16 protein-coding genes and 5 tRNA genes are annotated in these 15,595 nt (G+C 67.4%); 11 read left to right on the top strand and 10 right to left on the bottom strand.

Annotated elements, in window-relative coordinates:
* Positions 1–23 precede the first annotated feature (23 nt).
* The 10 genes from recO (at position 24) to KBW98_RS07985 (ending at position 5,693) form a co-directional block, all read left to right on the top strand.
* Positions 24–875, top strand: coding sequence for a DNA repair protein RecO (recO, locus tag KBW98_RS08030; protein WP_211519601.1), 852 nt, complete (start codon positions 24–26; stop codon positions 873–875).
* Positions 876–883: 8 nt separating this feature from the next.
* The gene (locus KBW98_RS08025; RefSeq protein ID WP_211519600.1) at positions 884–1,663 is read left to right on the top strand and encodes a pyridoxine 5'-phosphate synthase; all 780 of its coding nucleotides are present in this window, start codon (positions 884–886) and stop codon (positions 1,661–1,663) included.
* Position 1,664: 1 nt separating this feature from the next.
* Positions 1,665–2,066, top strand: a complete 402-nt coding sequence (gene acpS, locus KBW98_RS08020) for a holo-ACP synthase (RefSeq protein WP_211519599.1) — start codon at positions 1,665–1,667, stop codon at positions 2,064–2,066.
* A gap of 214 nt (positions 2,067–2,280) precedes the next feature.
* Entirely contained in the window at positions 2,281–4,161 is a 1,881-nt protein-coding gene (uvrC, locus tag KBW98_RS08015; RefSeq protein WP_229429054.1) for an excinuclease ABC subunit UvrC, read from the top strand.
* 280 nt (positions 4,162–4,441) lie between these two features.
* Positions 4,442–5,023: a CDP-diacylglycerol--glycerol-3-phosphate 3-phosphatidyltransferase gene (gene pgsA / locus KBW98_RS08010; RefSeq protein ID WP_211519598.1), complete on the top strand. Its 582-nt coding sequence runs from the start codon at positions 4,442–4,444 to the stop codon at positions 5,021–5,023.
* Positions 5,024–5,109: 86 nt separating this feature from the next.
* Positions 5,110–5,185: transfer RNA gene (locus tag KBW98_RS08005), tRNA-Gly, on the top strand.
* A 62-nt stretch (positions 5,186–5,247) separates the two neighbouring features.
* A tRNA-Gly gene (locus KBW98_RS08000) sits at positions 5,248–5,323 on the top strand.
* Between the two features lie 36 nt (positions 5,324–5,359).
* A tRNA-Gly gene (locus tag KBW98_RS07995) sits at positions 5,360–5,435 on the top strand.
* 31 nt (positions 5,436–5,466) lie between these two features.
* Positions 5,467–5,542 (top strand) — tRNA-Gly (locus tag KBW98_RS07990).
* Between the two features lie 77 nt (positions 5,543–5,619).
* Positions 5,620–5,693: transfer RNA gene (locus tag KBW98_RS07985), tRNA-Cys, on the top strand.
* Positions 5,694–5,909: 216 nt separating this feature from the next.
* Here KBW98_RS07985 and KBW98_RS07980 read toward each other — a convergent pair.
* The 6 genes from KBW98_RS07980 to KBW98_RS07955 all read right to left on the bottom strand — a co-directional run bounded on the left by KBW98_RS07980 (position 5,910) and on the right by KBW98_RS07955 (position 10,996).
* On the bottom strand, positions 5,910–6,533 hold the full coding sequence (locus KBW98_RS07980; protein WP_211519597.1) for a hypothetical protein: 624 nt from the start codon (positions 6,531–6,533) through the stop codon (positions 5,910–5,912).
* A 42-nt stretch (positions 6,534–6,575) separates the two neighbouring features.
* A complete protein-coding gene (locus KBW98_RS07975) occupies positions 6,576–7,412 on the bottom strand; it encodes a universal stress protein (RefSeq protein WP_211519596.1) in 837 nt (278 codons plus the stop codon).
* A gap of 120 nt (positions 7,413–7,532) precedes the next feature.
* Complete coding sequence (locus KBW98_RS07970; protein WP_211519595.1) at positions 7,533–9,065, bottom strand: murein L,D-transpeptidase; 1,533 nt, start codon at positions 9,063–9,065, stop codon at positions 7,533–7,535.
* A gap of 67 nt (positions 9,066–9,132) precedes the next feature.
* A complete protein-coding gene (locus KBW98_RS07965) occupies positions 9,133–10,251 on the bottom strand; it encodes a GGDEF domain-containing protein (RefSeq protein ID WP_211519594.1) in 1,119 nt (372 codons plus the stop codon).
* On the bottom strand, positions 10,248–10,736 hold the full coding sequence (locus KBW98_RS07960) for a molybdenum cofactor biosynthesis protein MoaE (protein ID WP_211519593.1): 489 nt from the start codon (positions 10,734–10,736) through the stop codon (positions 10,248–10,250). Before KBW98_RS07960 ends, KBW98_RS07965 begins: the two co-directional genes overlap by 4 nt.
* A 2-nt stretch (positions 10,737–10,738) precedes the next feature.
* Positions 10,739–10,996: a MoaD/ThiS family protein gene (locus KBW98_RS07955; protein ID WP_211519592.1), complete on the bottom strand. Its 258-nt coding sequence runs from the start codon at positions 10,994–10,996 to the stop codon at positions 10,739–10,741.
* Between the two features lie 180 nt (positions 10,997–11,176).
* On the opposite strand from KBW98_RS07955, the gene KBW98_RS07950 reads away from it, so the two are divergent.
* Positions 11,177–11,761 (top strand): nitroreductase family protein, encoded by a 585-nt coding sequence (locus tag KBW98_RS07950; protein WP_211519591.1) that lies wholly within the window; start codon positions 11,177–11,179, stop codon positions 11,759–11,761.
* A gap of 3 nt (positions 11,762–11,764) precedes the next feature.
* Here KBW98_RS07950 and KBW98_RS07945 read toward each other — a convergent pair whose 3' ends face one another.
* The 4 genes from KBW98_RS07945 to KBW98_RS07930 all read right to left on the bottom strand — a co-directional run bounded on the left by KBW98_RS07945 (position 11,765) and on the right by KBW98_RS07930 (position 15,566).
* A complete protein-coding gene (locus tag KBW98_RS07945) occupies positions 11,765–12,019 on the bottom strand; it encodes a heavy-metal-associated domain-containing protein (protein WP_211519590.1) in 255 nt (84 codons plus the stop codon).
* 107 nt (positions 12,020–12,126) lie between these two features.
* The gene (locus KBW98_RS07940) at positions 12,127–14,592 is read right to left on the bottom strand and encodes an adenosylcobalamin-dependent ribonucleoside-diphosphate reductase (protein WP_211519589.1); all 2,466 of its coding nucleotides are present in this window, start codon (positions 14,590–14,592) and stop codon (positions 12,127–12,129) included.
* A 78-nt stretch (positions 14,593–14,670) separates the two neighbouring features.
* Positions 14,671–15,063, bottom strand: coding sequence for a putative zinc-binding protein (locus KBW98_RS07935; RefSeq protein ID WP_211519588.1), 393 nt, complete (start codon positions 15,061–15,063; stop codon positions 14,671–14,673).
* Between the two features lie 11 nt (positions 15,064–15,074).
* Entirely contained in the window at positions 15,075–15,566 is a 492-nt protein-coding gene (locus tag KBW98_RS07930; RefSeq protein WP_211519587.1) for an SCP2 domain-containing protein, read from the bottom strand.
* Between the last annotated feature and the right edge of the window lie 29 nt (positions 15,567–15,595).

Genomic DNA, 15,595 nt, shown 5'->3' with positions numbered 1-15,595 from the left:
CGCAGGGGGACCGCCACGCACCCATGCCCACCAACGACGACCTCGACGACGCGCACGAACTGATGGCGCCGCCCGCGGCGGACGCACCTGTGCCCGCAGGACAGCCTGCGGCACAGACCGCCCAGCAGCCGGACCGGCGCATCAAGCCGCGCACCCCGGTGCGCGAGGGCAGGGTGGCGGGCCAGCCCGGCTTCGTGCTTCACAGCTATCCCTACAAGGAAACCAGCCTCATCGTCGACATGTTCACGCGCGACCACGGCCGCGTGGGCCTGGTGGCCAAGGGCGCCAAACGCCCGCTGTCGAAGCTGCGCGGCGTCCTGCAGACCTTCCAGCCGCTCTCGGTCTCCTTCAGCGGCAAGTCCGAGCTGCGCACCCTGATCGACGCCGAATGGGTGGGCGGCATGCTGCCCCTGGAAAAGACCGCGCTGCTGTGCGGCTTCTACCTGAACGAACTATTGGTCAAGCTGCTGGCGCGCGACGACAAGCATCCGGCCCTGTTCGACCACTACGTTTCTACCCTGAACCAGCTGGCCCACGGCGAACCCGCGCAAATCGTCTTGCGAAAGTTCGAAAGGGCCTTACTTAAGGAAACTGGCGTCGCCGCCGACCTGGGCCGTTGCACGACCACGCGCGCGCCGGTCGAGCCGGCCGGAAGCTACGTGATCGACCCCGAACGCGGTCCGCGCTCCGCGCTTGTCAGCGACGTCTGGCCCGTGGTGAGCGGAAAATGCCTGCTCGACATGGAGCGCGAAGACTACGAGGACCCGGCCACCCAGGCGCAAAGCAAGCAGCTGATGCGCTTCCTGCTGGCGCACCACCTGGGCGGGCAGCCGCTCAATACGCGCCAGATTTTGATCGATTTGATGCAGTTATAAACAATACTATGAGCTTCCTGCACCCCGCCGGCCCGGTAATCGACCTGGGCGTGAACATCGACCACATCGCCACCGTGCGCAATGCCCGCGGCACCGTGTATCCGGACCCGATCCGCGCCGCGCTGCTGGCCGAGCAGGCGGGCGCCGACCTGATCACCCTGCACCTGCGCGAGGACCGCCGCCACATCAAGGACGCCGACGTGCTGGCCCTGCGCCCGCAGCTGGCCACCCGCATGAACCTGGAAGCGGCGGTGACGCGCGAGATGATCGACTTCGCCTGCCAGGTGAAGCCCCAGGACGTCTGCCTGGTGCCGGAGCGGCGCGAGGAAGTCACCACCGAAGGCGGCCTGGACGTGGTGCGCCACTATAAGGAAGTCGAGGCGGCCGTCCGGCAGCTCAAGGCGGAAGGCATCCGCGTCTCGCTCTTCATCGACGCCGACGAACAGCAGATCGAGGCCTCGCGCGCGGTCGGCGCCACCGTGATCGAGCTGCACACCGGCCGCTATGCCGAAGCGGAGGGCGAGGAAGCCCTGCGCGAACTGGAGCGCATCAAGGCGGGCGTGCACGCCGGCGTCACGCGCGGCCTGCGCGTGAACGCGGGCCACGGCCTGCATTACACCAATGTGCAGCCGGTGGCCGCGATCCGCGACATCCACGAGCTGAACATCGGCCACGCGATCGTCGCTCACGCCCTGTTCGCGGGTTGGGAGAACGCGGTGCGCGAGATGAAGGCGATCATGGTCGCCGCCCGCCTCGGTGTTCAATATGCGGGAAAAGCGGGAGCCTGACGTGATCTACGGCATCGGCACCGACATCGTCCAGATCTCGCGTGTCGAGGCCGCCCTCGCACGCAGCGGCCCGCGCTTCGCCGAGAAGATCCTCGGCCCGCAGGAACTGGAAAAATACCACGCGCGCAGCGCCAAGAACGCCGTGCGCGGCCTGCGCTTCCTGGCCACCCGGTTCTCGGCCAAGGAAGCGTTCTCGAAAGCCATCGGCCTGGGCATGCGCATGCCCATGACCTGGCGCTCGATGCAGATGCTGAACGCCCCGAGCGGCAAGCCGATGATCGTCTGCAGCGGCGCCCTGGAAGAATTCATGCGCGCCAACCGCCTCAGCGCCCAGGTCTCGATCAGCGACGAAGCCGACTACGGCGTCGCCTTCGTGATCGTGACCCAGGCCCCAACCGAGTAGAACGCAAGTGACCAAGGAAGTACAGCCCCCAGTCCCGCCGGAGCAGCCGGCGCCATCCAAGGAAGTAGCGGAAGCGCCGGTCGCCTATGCGGCCGCCTCGGGCGCGGCCATGCCGGCCGTCCCCGCCAAGCCCGCACGCGCCGGCAAGGCCAAGGCCAAGGACGCCTCGGCGCCGCGCGTGCGTCCCGACGCATGGCAGGCGCGCAAGGAAGAAATGGCCGCCACCATCAGCAAGGACGCCAGCGAGGGCGTGCAGCCCAGCGCCTCGGCGCGCGAGCAGGTGCTGGCGACGGTCGCCAAGCTGCCAGACCTGCCGGGCGTCTACCGCTATCTCGACGCCAACCAGGGGGTGCTCTACGTCGGCAAGGCGCGCAACCTCAAGAAACGGGTGTCGAGCTACTTCCAGAAGACCCTGTCGAGCCCGCGCATCGCGATGATGGTGTCGCAGATCGCGAACCTGGAAACGACGGTGACCAGCAGCGAGGCCGAGGCCCTGATCCTGGAAAACAACCTGATCAAGACCCTCAAGCCGCGCTACAACATCCTGTTCCGCGACGATAAGTCCTACCCCTACATCAAGATCTCCGGCGGGGACGCGCCGCGCATGTCCTACTACCGCGGCGCGCTGGACAAGAAGAACCAGTACTTCGGGCCGTTCCCGAGCGGCTGGGCGGCCAAGGAATCGATGCAGCTGCTGCAGAAGGTGTTCATGCTGCGCACCTGCGAGGACAGCGTCTACAGCAACCGCACGCGTCCCTGCCTGCTGCACCAGATCGGCCGCTGCAGCGCGCCCTGCGTCAACCTGGTCGCCCCCGAGGACTACAAGCGCGACGTCGACAACGCCGCGCGCTTCCTGCGCGGGCGCCAGACCGAGGTGCTGCAGGACCTGGAGCAGAAGATGCAGGGCTTCGCCATGGAGCTCAAGTTCGAGAAGGCGGCCGCGATCCGCAACCAGATCCAGGCCTTGTCGAAGGTGCTGCACGCCCAGAGCATGGAGACTACCGGCGACGCCGACGTCGACGTGATCGCCGTCACCGTGCAGGGCGGCCGCGCGTGCGTCAACCTGGCCATGGTGCGCGGAGGACGCCACCTGGGCGACCGCGCCTACTTCCCGACCCATGTCGGCGAGTCGCTCGGGGAATGCCCGATCGAGGTCGAGGTGCTGTGCGCCTTCCTGGCCCAGCACTACGCGGGCCAGTTCATCCCCGGCACCCTGATCCTGAACATCGAGTTCGACCAGCCGGAGCTGATCATGGCCCTGGCCGAGCAGTGCGGGCACCGCATCAACCTGGTGTTCCAGCCGCAGGGCCAGCGCCGCCAGTGGCTGGAGATGGCCTGCAAGGGCGCCGAGATCGCACTGGCGCGGCTGCTGTCGGAACAAGGTTCGCAGCAGGCCCGCACCACGGCCCTGGCCGACGTGCTGGAAATCGAGAACGAGGACCTGGAAGCCCTGCGCATCGAATGCTTCGACATCAGCCACACGGCGGGCGAGGCGACCCAGGCCTCGTGCGTGGTGTTCCACCACCACCAGATGCAGAACGGCGAATATCGCCGCTTCAACATCAACGGCATCACCCCGGGCGACGACTACGCCGCGATGCGCCAGGTGCTCACCCGCCGCTATGAGCGCGTGGCCAACGGCGAGGGCGTGATGCCCGACATCGTGCTGGTGGACGGCGGCAAGGGCCAGGTCGAGATGGCGCGCCAGGTGTTCGAGGAGCTGGGCCTGGACATCTCGATGATCGTCGGCGTGGCGAAAGGGGAGGGCCGCCGCGTGGGCCTGGAGACCCTGATCTTCGCCGACGGCCGCGCGCCCAAGGAGCTGGGCAAGGAATCGGCCGCGCTGATGCTGGTGGCCATGATCCGCGACGAGGCGCACCGCTTCGCGATCACCGGCATGCGCGCCAAGCGCGCCAAGGCCCGCCAGGCTTCGCGCCTGGAAGAGATCGAAGGCATCGGCGCCAAGCGCCGCCAGAAGCTGCTGGCGCGCTTCGGCGGGCTGCGCGGGGTGATCGACGCCAGCGTGGAGGACCTGATGACTGTGGAGGGGATCTCGAGCACGCTGGCGGAGGAGATTTACCGGCAGCTGCATTGATGTCGGGGACCGGGGCGTATGCCCCGGTTTTTATTTGTCGGCTGCGCGACTAACCTGGGTCCCCGCCTGCGCGGGGATGACGGTTTCTAAGCTGTGGGCATGTACTACGTCCGTAGTCCGCTGCGTTCAAACGTCATCCCCGCGCAGGCGGGGACCCAGGTTTGCCAGCCCACCCACCCCGCATCCTTCCACCCCATACAGACGAGCTACCTAGTCCAACAAGCAATACCCATGTAGACTAGCGGCGCAAGCACTTTTCGCGGTATTCAGCCGTTACCATATGCCTTTCAACATCCCGATCCTCCTGACCTGGTTACGCGTCGCGCTCATTCCCCTGGTTGTTGGTGTCTACTACCTGCCCACCCACTGGCTGCCGCTGGCCGACCGCAACCTGGCCGCGACCCTGGTCTTCATCGTGGCCGCCGTCACCGACTGGTTCGACGGCTACCTGGCGCGCCGCTGGAACCAGACCTCGGCCTTCGGCGCCTTCCTCGACCCGGTGGCCGACAAGCTGATGGTGGCCGGTGCGCTGCTGGTGCTGGTCCAGCTGGACCGGGTCAACGCCATCATTGCCTTCATCATCATCGGCCGCGAGATCACCATCTCGGCCCTGCGCGAATGGATGGCCGAGATCGGCGCCCGCAAATCGGTGGCCGTCAGCTCGCTCGGCAAGATCAAGACCGCCGCGCAGATGACCGCCATCCCGATGCTGCTGTTCCACGACCGCCTGCTCGACACGCTCGACACCCACTACTGGGGCGAGTACCTGCTGTGGATCGCCGGCGTGCTGACGGTCTGGTCGATGCTGTACTACCTGCGCCGCGCCTGGCCCCTGATCAAGGAAAAAGCGGGGACCATGTAATTTGTTCCGTGGCATCCTTGACGTACAGAATAGAATCTCTATAATGCCTGCCTGTTGCGACAACATCGCAGCAGACGAAAGACAAAGCGGGAGTAGCTCAGTTGGTAGAGCGCAACCTTGCCAAGGTTGAGGTCGAGAGTTCGAGACTCTTCTCCCGCTCCAGATTGCAGAAGGCAGCAATCTTGAATAAATGTCAAAAGTCTGCGATAATCGGTGTCTTGTACGCGGGAGTAGCTCAGTTGGTAGAGCGCAACCTTGCCAAGGTTGAGGTCGAGAGTTCGAGACTCTTCTCCCGCTCCAGTTCAGGCTGGCGCTGCAATACAGTAAGACTCCAATGCGGGAGTAGCTCAGTTGGTAGAGCGCAACCTTGCCAAGGTTGAGGTCGAGAGTTCGAGACTCTTCTCCCGCTCCAAAGGTTTTACAAAAATACGTTGTACTCCTAAGCGGGAGTAGCTCAGTTGGTAGAGCGCAACCTTGCCAAGGTTGAGGTCGAGAGTTCGAGACTCTTCTCCCGCTCCAGAATTCCGAGAAGACTTTCACTTCTCCTGTTGATGCGGCACATAACCCGCCAGCTCAGCAGATCTACACTATCTTCTGGCGAGGTAGCAAAGCGGTTATGCAGCGGCCTGCAAAGCCGTCTAGACGGGTTCGACTCCCGTCCTCGCCTCCAGTTTAAACACATCCAGCTATTGGATGTTGATCCAAATCAGAATGAACAAATTGCCGGCTAATGCCGGCAATTTGCATTTCCGCTCCGGTATTTGAGTGCTGCTTATCCTCATGAATAGCAAAAGTCAGAGCGTCTGGGGAGCCGTCGCAATGATTGGCACTCAGCGTGAAGGTCGCTAGAACTTCGGTAGGACCGATCAGCCTGCTTCGCTTACGGTCAGAGTTTGTCCGGTGGCACCAGATTTTCAGGAACATTTCGCCCGCGCCGATGCTCGAGCGCCGAGGCCGAGCCGGCGGCCGGGGCAGGGACGACGCTTACCTGCGCGAACCGCAGGTTCTCATAGGTCTTGATCCGTCGCTTCAGTGGCCACCAGTCGTAGAGGAAGATCTGCACCGGGCGCCACATCGCCACCCAGCCGATGATGGTGAGGCTTTCGCGCGCAATCTTCCCGCCATGGCCGGGCACCAGGCCGGTGATCAGCTCGGCCAGCAGCAGGCAGGACGCGACGAAGCCGACGCCGATCGCGAGACTGGTCCGCCCCTGGCGCAGCAGCTGCCCAAGCTCACCTTGGACCAGTCCGATCTTGTAGGTGTAATAGTTATGCACGGCATCAGCGACCATCTCGCCGGCATCGTGCGGCAGGTCCGGATTCTCGACATGGATCGCCAGGCGCAGGTGGCTGTCGAGCGGCAGCGGCAGCGCCCAGCTCTCGATGAAGGCTTCGCACAGATGATCGAGGTCGCGGTTCAGGAAGGGTGCGGGATCGAGCGAATTGAACAGCTGCGCGAGCTCGCGCACGCGCAGGTCGAGCGTATGGGTGGGGTGCTGGGTGATGTGCATCGCTCAGGTCCAGCCGTGCGCCATGCTCGGCGGTCCCGCCGCTTAATGCGCCATCCAGAGCGGGATGGTCGAGGTCGCCAGGAGCGAGCGCGTCATCCCGCCGAGCATGATCTCGCTGAAGCGCGAGCGACCGTAAGCGCCCATGACGATCAGGTCCGCCTCCTTGGCGGCGGCAAAGGCTAGCAGCGCCCTGTCCTCGTCGCGTCCGGCCCCGGTGACGGTGACCTCGACCCGCAGGCCATGCTGCGCCAGGTAGGTGGCCATGTCCGCTCCCGGTTCCTGTCCATGCGCTCCGCGCGTGCTGACGGGATCGAACACGACCAGGTCGACCTGGCGCGCCTGTCGCAGGACGGGGAGGGAGCTTGCGATTGCCCTCGCCGCTTCCTTGCTGCCATTCCACGCCACCACCACCCGCGTGCCGGGAACGGCTCCGCTCCAGGCGCCCGGGAGGACCAGCACCGGCCCGACGGCGTTCAGCACCACGTAGTCGGGAAAGTCGCTGCGCTGGCGCGGCAGGAATTCATCGAGGGAGGCTTGGCTGATGACAACCAGGTCGCTGTAGCGCGACTGCAGGCTGATGGCGATGCCCGCATCCTCGTCCAAGCAGCGCCGTTCGACCGCGGTCACGCCCGCGCGCCGCGCCGCGGCCTCGAACAGGTCGAGCGAGCGTTCTGCCTGGCTGCGCACCTCTTCCAGCGGTACGATGTCCAGGGGGCCCGCGGCCACCATGCCGTCGGTGGGAAACAGATAGGCGGGAATCCCGGTCGTGGCGACGCCGATCAGCCGGGCATCGCTGGCCAGCGCCATGGCCGCTGCCACCTCGGTGCGCTGCGCCGAGCGGGCGGTTTCGTCGACGTGAACCAATATTGTCTTGTACATGGACTTCCTTTCTGTTGTGAAAGTGACGTCTGGACTGTACTTTGAGCGCCGCTGCGCAGTAATTGATGTGGATCAATTTAGGATCGCATCGGCCGCCGCATGCGTCAAGCCGCATGGCCCTCAATCGGCGCGCAGGGCCCGGATCAGCGGCTGGTCCAGTCCATAGATGTCGTCGGCGAACAAGGCGCGCCCGTCGCGGTCTGCGAGCGCGGTCGCGTAGAACAGGACCACCGACACCGGTGCGCGCAGCCTCACCGTGCGAGTCGGTCCCGGGCGCATCGCGTCGGCCACGCGCTCCGCGCTCCACTGTTCCGGATCGGCGAGTACGAATTGCGCCAGTTCCGCCGGACGCTCCACGCGGATGCAGCCGTGGCTCAGGTCGCGGCGTGTGCGGGCGAACAGCTCCTTCGAGGAGGTCGAATGCAGATAGATGTTCATCGGGTTCGGCATGGCGAACTTGACCTCCCCGAGCACGTTCGACGGGCCCGGGCGCTGCCTGGTGCGGGCGGTGCCGGCGCGCAGGCGGGCGAGCGCTTGGCTGCCCGCCGCCGGCAGCACCTGGCCGTCGGCCCCCACCAGCTCCATGTCGTGCTGTTCCAGGTAGGCTGGATTGCGCGCCAGCTTGGGGATGATTTCGCCAAGCTCTATGCTGCGCGGCACATTCCAGTAAGGGTTGAACTCGAGATAGCGCATCTGGCCGATGAACAGCGGGGTCGGCGTCCTGGCAGCCTTGCCGACGATGACCCGCATTTCGAGCGGGGCCGTCCAGGAGCGGCTGCCTAGGTCGAAGGCCCACAGGCGGTAGGCGGGCAGGTTGACCGCCACCAGCCGGCCGTCAGGCGGCGGCGGCATCCAGCGCAGGCGTTCCAGGGTCAGGCTAAGCTGGGCGACGCGGTGGGTGAGCGGCACCGACAAGGCGGCAAGGGTGCCCGGGCCCAGCACGCCGTCCTCGACCAGTCCGTGGCGCGACTGGAAACGCCGGACCGCGGCCGCAAGCGCGGGTGTGTAGGTCTGCTCGCCGTCGGGGGCGTCGTCCTCGCCGAGGTCGCCCAGCAGCTGCAGGCGTTCGCGCAGCAGCGCGCTGCCGGCGTAGGCGCTGCCGGCAGCGATACCTGCCTGGCCGGCGGGCGGCAGCGATGGCCATTCCGGATACAGCCGCGCCAGTTCCCGGTACTGTGCCAGCACCGACCTGACCCTGGCGTACAAGGGGATCGCCGGCGCGGCCTGGTCGACCGCCTGCGCCAGGCGCTTGGCGTCCAGCGCAAGGTGCAGCTGCAAGGCGGGGTCGAAGGCGGCCGCGGCGCCCGACGCGGGACGGTAGGGCGAGGCGGTGCGGCCGGCATGCAGGTCCGCCAGGTAGCGGCCCATTGCGGCGCCAAGGTCGCGCTCGAACGCCGTGGTGCCGGCGGAATCCTCCAGCATTTCCAGTGCGCCCAGCCTGCGCGTCAATGCGTCGGCGTCATAGTGCGCCGGGTCGAGGCCGTGCGAGGCGGCATCCAGCAGCAGGCGCAGCGCCTGGCGCGCCTGCTCCTGCCCGTTCGCCAGCCAGGGCAGCGGCAGGGCGGCGGCCGCGGCATGGATCAGCGAGAACAGGATGCCGCAAGCGATACGGCGGAAAGAGAAAGATGGCCGGGCCGAAGAAATGGAAAGCATGATACTGAGCAATCGTTGACGTCACTGCACGATAGAGGAGCGGTCCGCGCGCCGTCCTTGACCTAGGTCAAACCAGGGCGGAATCCTCCCGGAATGCCACCGGCTCCGTGCCGTCGCGGTCGCCGGCGACCCTGACACAGTTCCGGCCCGACTGCTTGGCGGCGTAGAGCGCCTCGTCCGCTTGCTTCAGCACCTCCTCCCATGTGGCGTGCGCGTCCTGCATGCGCGCCAGGCCGATACTGATGGTGACGCGCACAGTGCCGTCCTGGGCCGGGACTTCGAGCGCGGCGATGGCTTGCCGGATGCGTTCGGCGCAAAGGCGCGCGCTGGCGTCGGACGTCTGGGGGAAGATGCAGAAGAACTCCTCGCCGCCGAACCTGCCGGCATGATCGGTCTCGCGCAGGGCGCCCTGGATGGTGCGCGCCACGGCCTTCAAGACTTCATCGCCGGTCTGATGGCCGTAGGTGTCGTTGACGCGCTTGAAATGGTCGATGTCCAGCATGGCGAAGGCCAGCTCCGTCCTGTAGCGCCGGGACGACGAGAACGCCAGCGCAGCCGCTTGGCTGAGCCAGGCGCGGTTATGGATGCCGGTGAGCGGGTCGTGGCTGGCTTCCTGGACCAGCCTGGATTCGACCGCCAGCGCGTGGCGGCGGAGCGCGGCGGCGATGTGCATCTGCACGAAGGCCACGGCCAGCGCCGACGCGTACAGCAGGATGCCGCGCAGCAGTTCCGGCAGGGTGCAGGCAAGGGCGCTGCACGCCACGAACAGCAGGGCCGGGGGCGATACGATCTTGGCGAAGTGCGCGCTGCCGTTCGCGATGAAGGGCACCAGGAACAGGCCGATCACGATGCCGCCCACGCCCTGCACCAGACCGCCGTCGAGCTGGGCGCTGGCCAGGATGACACCGCTGGACAGCATCCAGTGCGCCCATGCCGCCCGCTGGTGCGCCGAGCAGTTGGGGACGGCGGGCCAGAAGGCGATGGCGGCCAGCGCGGCGAACGCCACCCGGGTCATGCCGGATTGCAGGACGTGTGCCGGGTCCAGCAGGAAGTCCCATGCCGTGTACACGATGAGCATGGCCGCCAGCACCGGGCCGACGCGCGGGAGCAGATGGCGCAGGTCGGCCTCGGCGCGCGCATGCAGGGTGAGCACGGAGGAAGGAGGGTTCGCGGGCGCTGGATTCATGGGCGGGCAAGCGCGCGGCGGCGCTCAGGGGCGGCCGCTTCCCAGCGCGCAAGCGCCGCTTCGTCCTGCTCGCGCGCCTCGACCCAGCGCGTGCCGGCCGCGCCGCATTCCTTCTTCCAGAACGGCGCGCGGGTCTTCAGGTAGTCCATGACGAATTCGCAGGCCGCGAAGGCGTCGCTGCGGTGCGGGGCCGCCACGGCTGCCAGCACGATCTGCTCGCGTGCCTGCAGGGCGCCGATGCGGTGCACGACCAGCACGTCCGTGACCGGCCAGCGGCGCATCGCCAGCGCGGCGATGCCTTCCAGTGCCGCTTCAGTCATGCCGGGGTAGTGCTCGAGCTCCATCAGCGTGACCACGCCGCCGGCTCCCAAGTCCCTGACCGTGCCCACGAAAGCGACCACGGCGCCGATTTCCGGGCGGCCGGCACGCAGCCGCTCCAGTTCGGCGTTCAGGTCAAAGTCTTCGTGCTGGAGACGTACCGGCATCGCTAGCCTCCCGTCACTGGCGGGAATACCGCCAGCTCGGCGCCGTCGTGGATGGCGCTGGCGAGGCCGCCCATGCGCTGGTCGACGGCGATCCGGTAGGCGCGCTCCGGCCCGAGCGCGGCGTCCCATGGGCTCCCGCGCCGGCGCAGCAGCGCCAGCACGTCGCCGGCCGTGGCGAGGTGCTGCGGTACCTGGATGCGCTCGCCCGACGTGCCCAGGGCTTCGCGCAAGCTTGCGAAGAAACGAAGTTGAATATGCATGGTGCGGTCCCGTAGTCGATGCTGGCGCCATTGTAAAGACGGCAAGCGGCGGGCGCAGTCGGCACGACGGACTAGAGAGACTAGGCATTCGGTACTAGATCGTCGGGAGGGCGGACGGCGCCGGCCGCGCTGTCTATACTCGGAGGGCGGCGACGTCGCCGCCAGGCAAAGGAAGAACCTATGCAAGACCCTCGCACCTCCCACGCGCTGCTTGCGCACCTGGCCGCGCGCCGCAACACGCTTCCGCGGCGCCTGGCGGCGCCCGGGCCGGACCAGGACGACCTGCACCGTATCCTGGAGGCGGCGGCCTGCGCCCCCGACCATGGGCGCCTGCTGCCATGGCGTTTCATCCTCATTCCGGACCACAAGCGCGCCGAGCTCGGCGCCGTGTTCGCCGCGGCGCTGGCCGAGCGCGACCCGGATTGCGGCGACGAGGCCCTCGCCGCCGCCCGCCAGCGCGCTTTCCACGCTCCCTGCCTGATAGCGGCGGTACTGGTCGATGATCCTGCCGCCGGAGCGCCTCCGCGTGCGGAAAAGCTGGTGTCGCTGGGCTGCGCGATCCAGAACATGCTGCTCGCCGCCCAGTGCCTGGACTTCGCCAGCGGCCTGGCCAGCGGAGGCGCGATGCACCACGCCGCGATGCGCGCATTGCTGGGCCTTGCATGCCATGAGGAAGCGGTGTGCTTTATCGCCTTCGGCACTCCGGCAACGGCAAAGGCCGCACCCGCAAGGGCGCAGCCGGGGCAATTCTATTCGGTCCTGTAAGGTCTAGTGCCCGCCGCACGAACCACAGCACCCGCCGCCTGAGTGCGGCGCGCTCGCAAGCAGCGGGAAACCCGAGCGGCTGACGCTGGTGCGGATCTCCTGCGCCGAGGTCAGGCTATCGTCGAACTGCACATAGACCCGGCTGCTGCCGGCCGTGGCTTCGACCGCGCGCACGCCCGGGACCGAGCGCAGGGTCTGAAACATTTTTTCCACGCCCGGATGGTCGAGCGTCGCGGAGAGTTGCAGGCTGTGTTCCATGTTGTTTCCTTGAGAAGTGAGGAGGAGCGATGGATTCATCTTAGCCGGACCGCGCGCCGCTTTCCTTGAACCAGTTTCAGGTTTCGGCAAGCGGCGCAGGAAGGGCGTCAGCCGCAGCTGCCGATGTAGTGGCATTCGGCGCAGCGCGCGCAGGCGTCGACCTTGTGCAGCGTCCTGGCTCCGCATTCGGGGCATTTTGCGGCGCTGCCGGCGTTAGGTCCTGGCACGGGCTGGGGCTCCGGCTGGTGCTGGACAGGCCCCTGGCCGCGCAGCGCGAGCTGCCGGTCCAGCTGCTGTACTGGGACCTGGTTGCCCCAGGCGTCGAGGAAGCCGCGCCGGATCAGGACACGCTGCAGCATGAAGGCGATCGCCGCGACTTCCGAGTCGTGGTAGACCGGGACCTGGACGCCGTCCTCGCGGGTCAGGAAGCCGCAGCGCACCGGGCCTTTTTCCCAGACTACTTCGCGCATGTCGGCCAGCGCCTTGGCGATCGAGCTGCCGGCGCGCGCGGCCAGCGACAACAGGCGCATGGTCGAGGTGATCCACTGCTGCCCGTCGCTGCGCTGGTTGGCCGGCATGAAGAACTCGAACGGCCGCTCGATCGCGACTTCGCGTCCGTCCAGTACCCCTTCGGCGCGGATGAAGCTGATGGTCAGGTAGACCGCTTTCTTGCCTTCCTGGGTCGTGTATTCAACCTTGGACGTCACCGACTCGAGTTCACCCAGGGGACGGCTCTCGAAGCGCTTGCGTAGCGGATCGACGTCGCCTGCAGCCGCGGGCTCTGGCGCCACGCTCAGCACGCTGCCGGTGACGCTGTTGGGGCGGTAGGTCGCCAGGCCCTTGAGGCCGGCGCGCCAGGCGTCGGTGTAGAGATCCTTGAACTGCTCGTAGGGATAGTCGGCGGGAACGTTGACGGTCTTCGAGATCGCGGTGTCGACGTAGGGCTGGACCGCCTCCATCATGCGCAGGTGGTCGTGGGCCGACATCGCGAGCGCGGTGACGAACTGCGGCGGCAGCGCGGCGTCGTCGCTCACGTCATGGCCGAGCTGGCGGTACAGGCGCCAGGCGTGGTCGGCCACTTCGTAGCTCCGCAGGCTGTCGTCCGGCATGCGCTTCTTGCGCTGGTAAACCCAGGAAAAGGCCGGCTCGATGCCGTTCGAGGCATTGTCGGCGAAGGCCAGCGAGATGGTGCCGGTCGGAGCGATCGACAGCAGGTGCGAGTTGCGGATGCCGTGGCGCGCGATCGCCGCGCGCAGCTCCTCGGGCAGGCGGCGCACGAACTGGCCCGCCAGGTAGGCGTCGGCGTCGAACAGCGGAAAGGCCCCTTTTTCCTGCGCCAGCGCGACCGAGGCGGCGTAGGCCGCATCGCGCAGTTCCTCGGCAATGCGGGCGGCCAACTGGCGGCCTTCATCGCTGTCGTAGCGCACCCCCAACATCACAAGGGCGCTGCCGAGTCCCATGAAACCGAGGCCGACGCGGCGCTTGCTGCGTCCTTCCTGTTCCTGCTGCGGCAGCGGCCATTGGGTGGCGTCCAGTGCCAGGTCGAGCATGCGCACTCCGATGCCCGCGACTTCGCGCATGGTGGCGAAATCGAAGTAGGCGCCCGGCGTGAAGGGCTCGCGCACGCAGCGCGTGAGGTTCACGGAACCGAGGTCGCAGCATCCGTAAGGCGGCAGCGGCTGCTCGCCGCAGGGATTGGTGGCGCACAAGCGCTCGGCGTAATAGAGGTTGTTCTCCGCGTTCATGCGGTCGACGAACAGCACGCCGGGCTCGGCATGGTCGTAGGTCGAGCGCATCACCTTGTCCCACAGGGCGCGCGCGCCTGTGCGGCGGTAGACCCACGTGCCGTCCTCGCGGCGCTCGGCGCCGGCGGCCAGCAGTTCCTCGCCCGGCTCGGCCTGGTGCCACAGCTCGACTTCAGCGTCGCCCAGCACGGCGTGCATGAAGTGGTCGGTGACACCGACCGACAGGTTGAAGTTGCTGAAGGCGCCGCCGTCCTTGGCGGCGATGAAGCGTTCGATGTCGGGGTGGTCGATGCGCAGCACGCCCATCTGCGCGCCGCGCCGCGCGCCGGCCGACTCCACCGTACGGCAGGAGGCGTCGAACACTTCCATGTAGGACACCGGTCCCGAAGCGCGCGAGCGGGTGCCCCGCACGGCGCTGCCGGCCGGCCGGATCGGACTGAAGTCGTAGCCGACCCCGCCGCCGCGGCGCATGGTTTCGGCTGCCTCGGCCACGGCGGTGTAGATGCCCGGCAGGCCGTCGTGCGCGCCGGTGATCGAATCGCCCACCGGCTGCACGAAGCAGTTCATCAGGGTCGCCTTGATGCCCAGGCCGGCGGCGGAATTGATGCGTCCGGCGGGTACGAAGCCGTGCTCCTGGGCCCACAGGAAGCGCTGCTCCATCTCGGCGCGCAACCCTTCGGGCTCGTAGGCGGCGAGGGCGCGCGCGACGCGGGCGCGCACCTCGGCGATAGTGGTCTCGTTTCCTTTCGCGTACTTCTCGCGCAGCACGTCGACGGATACCTCTTGCGCCGGCATCGTGGCTGCGAACATCTGGTCGTTTGCGTTCATGGTTCTCGGGTCAGAGGATCGCGTGGATCCGGTTGGGGAATGGTCTCGCCACTATCCGCCGGGTGCGGCGCGGGCGCATTAAACTGGTTCAAGCAAGCACGGTGCGAGGGCGGCGACACCCTCGGCCACCACATCCACCATCGCTTGCGCCTGCTCAGCCTCGAACCCCGCGTGATAGCGCTTGCGCACGCCGTGTTCGCCCAGCTGCCAGTGCAGGGTGGGGGCCACGCCGTGGCGCGCCAGGCAGCTCCTGGCGCACACCAGCGGGCAGCCGTCCACGACGACGACGGGACGTCCGGATTTCGCCAGCTTGACCAGCGAGGGCACGTCGCCGCCGACGCCGGCCACGCAGGACATCTCGGCCACGCCGAGGCGGTCCAGCTCGAGGGCGACGTGGTTCGCCATCTGGGCCGCGCTGGAGCAGCCAGAGCATGAATACACCAGGGGGAAACTGCTGCGGTCCTTGGCCACGGGGTCCTCCTTCAATGCCCGGTGGATGGGCGGCCGGGGCGGCGCGGCGGGAACAGCTTGCCGAGCACCCTGCGCGGCGCCAGCGCGGCCGGGTCGAACAGGGGCGCGTCGACCGCGTCCAGGGTGTTCTTGACCAGCAGGCCCAGCTCGGTGTCGCCTTCCATTACCAGGCGCCGGCTGAAGAACAGCGTGTCCGGATCCTCCTTGCGCCGGGCCAGCAGGGAAAAGTCGTGGGCACTGGCGCTGATGGTCAGGTCGGCGCCGGCGCCCGGCTTGACGGGACGGAAGGCGCGCCCGTCCCAGCTGAAGTCGACGGCGATGCCGGCGTCGCTGGTGCGCAGGCGCAGGCGCTTGCCGGCCAGCGTGGAGCGCACGTCCTCGGGCAGGTGGCGCACCACGGCCAGGTTCAGGGCGCAGGCGAACAGGCGCGAGCCGGGGTAGGCGGGAAGCAGGGAGAGCAGGCGGCCGAGCGGCGCCGGCAGGTGTTGCGCTTGTGTATGCATGAGCTGTCCTTTCGTGTACGGTCCGCCTT

It is taken from the genome of Massilia sp. ST3, assembly GCF_018119405.1.
Lineage (GTDB): Bacteria > Pseudomonadota > Gammaproteobacteria > Burkholderiales > Burkholderiaceae_D > Telluria.
The sequence above is the reverse complement of the archived record's forward strand: the minus strand, read 5'-3'. Positions and strand labels throughout refer to the sequence as shown.

Excerpts from the sequence above, each read along its gene's own strand:
- recO (WP_211519601.1), top strand. The coding sequence starts at position 24 with ATGCCCACCAACGACGACCTCGACGACGCGCACGAACTGATGGCGCCG.
- KBW98_RS08025 (WP_211519600.1), top strand. The coding sequence starts at position 884 with ATGAGCTTCCTGCACCCCGCCGGCCCGGTAATCGACCTGGGCGTGAAC.
- uvrC (WP_229429054.1), top strand. The coding sequence starts at position 2,281 with ATGGCCGCCACCATCAGCAAGGACGCCAGCGAGGGCGTGCAGCCCAGC.
- pgsA (WP_211519598.1), top strand. The coding sequence starts at position 4,442 with ATGCCTTTCAACATCCCGATCCTCCTGACCTGGTTACGCGTCGCGCTC.
- KBW98_RS07980 (WP_211519597.1), bottom strand. The coding sequence starts at position 6,533 with ATGCACATCACCCAGCACCCCACCCATACGCTCGACCTGCGCGTGCGC.
- KBW98_RS07975 (WP_211519596.1), bottom strand. The coding sequence starts at position 7,412 with ATGTACAAGACAATATTGGTTCACGTCGACGAAACCGCCCGCTCGGCG.
- KBW98_RS07970 (WP_211519595.1), bottom strand. The coding sequence starts at position 9,065 with ATGCTTTCCATTTCTTCGGCCCGGCCATCTTTCTCTTTCCGCCGTATC.
- KBW98_RS07965 (WP_211519594.1), bottom strand. The coding sequence starts at position 10,251 with ATGAATCCAGCGCCCGCGAACCCTCCTTCCTCCGTGCTCACCCTGCAT.
- KBW98_RS07960 (WP_211519593.1), bottom strand. The coding sequence starts at position 10,736 with ATGCCGGTACGTCTCCAGCACGAAGACTTTGACCTGAACGCCGAACTG.
- KBW98_RS07955 (WP_211519592.1), bottom strand. The coding sequence starts at position 10,996 with ATGCATATTCAACTTCGTTTCTTCGCAAGCTTGCGCGAAGCCCTGGGC.
- KBW98_RS07950 (WP_211519591.1), top strand. The coding sequence starts at position 11,177 with ATGCAAGACCCTCGCACCTCCCACGCGCTGCTTGCGCACCTGGCCGCG.
- KBW98_RS07945 (WP_211519590.1), bottom strand. The coding sequence starts at position 12,019 with ATGGAACACAGCCTGCAACTCTCCGCGACGCTCGACCATCCGGGCGTG.
- KBW98_RS07940 (WP_211519589.1), bottom strand. The coding sequence starts at position 14,592 with ATGAACGCAAACGACCAGATGTTCGCAGCCACGATGCCGGCGCAAGAG.
- KBW98_RS07930 (WP_211519587.1), bottom strand. The coding sequence starts at position 15,566 with ATGCATACACAAGCGCAACACCTGCCGGCGCCGCTCGGCCGCCTGCTC.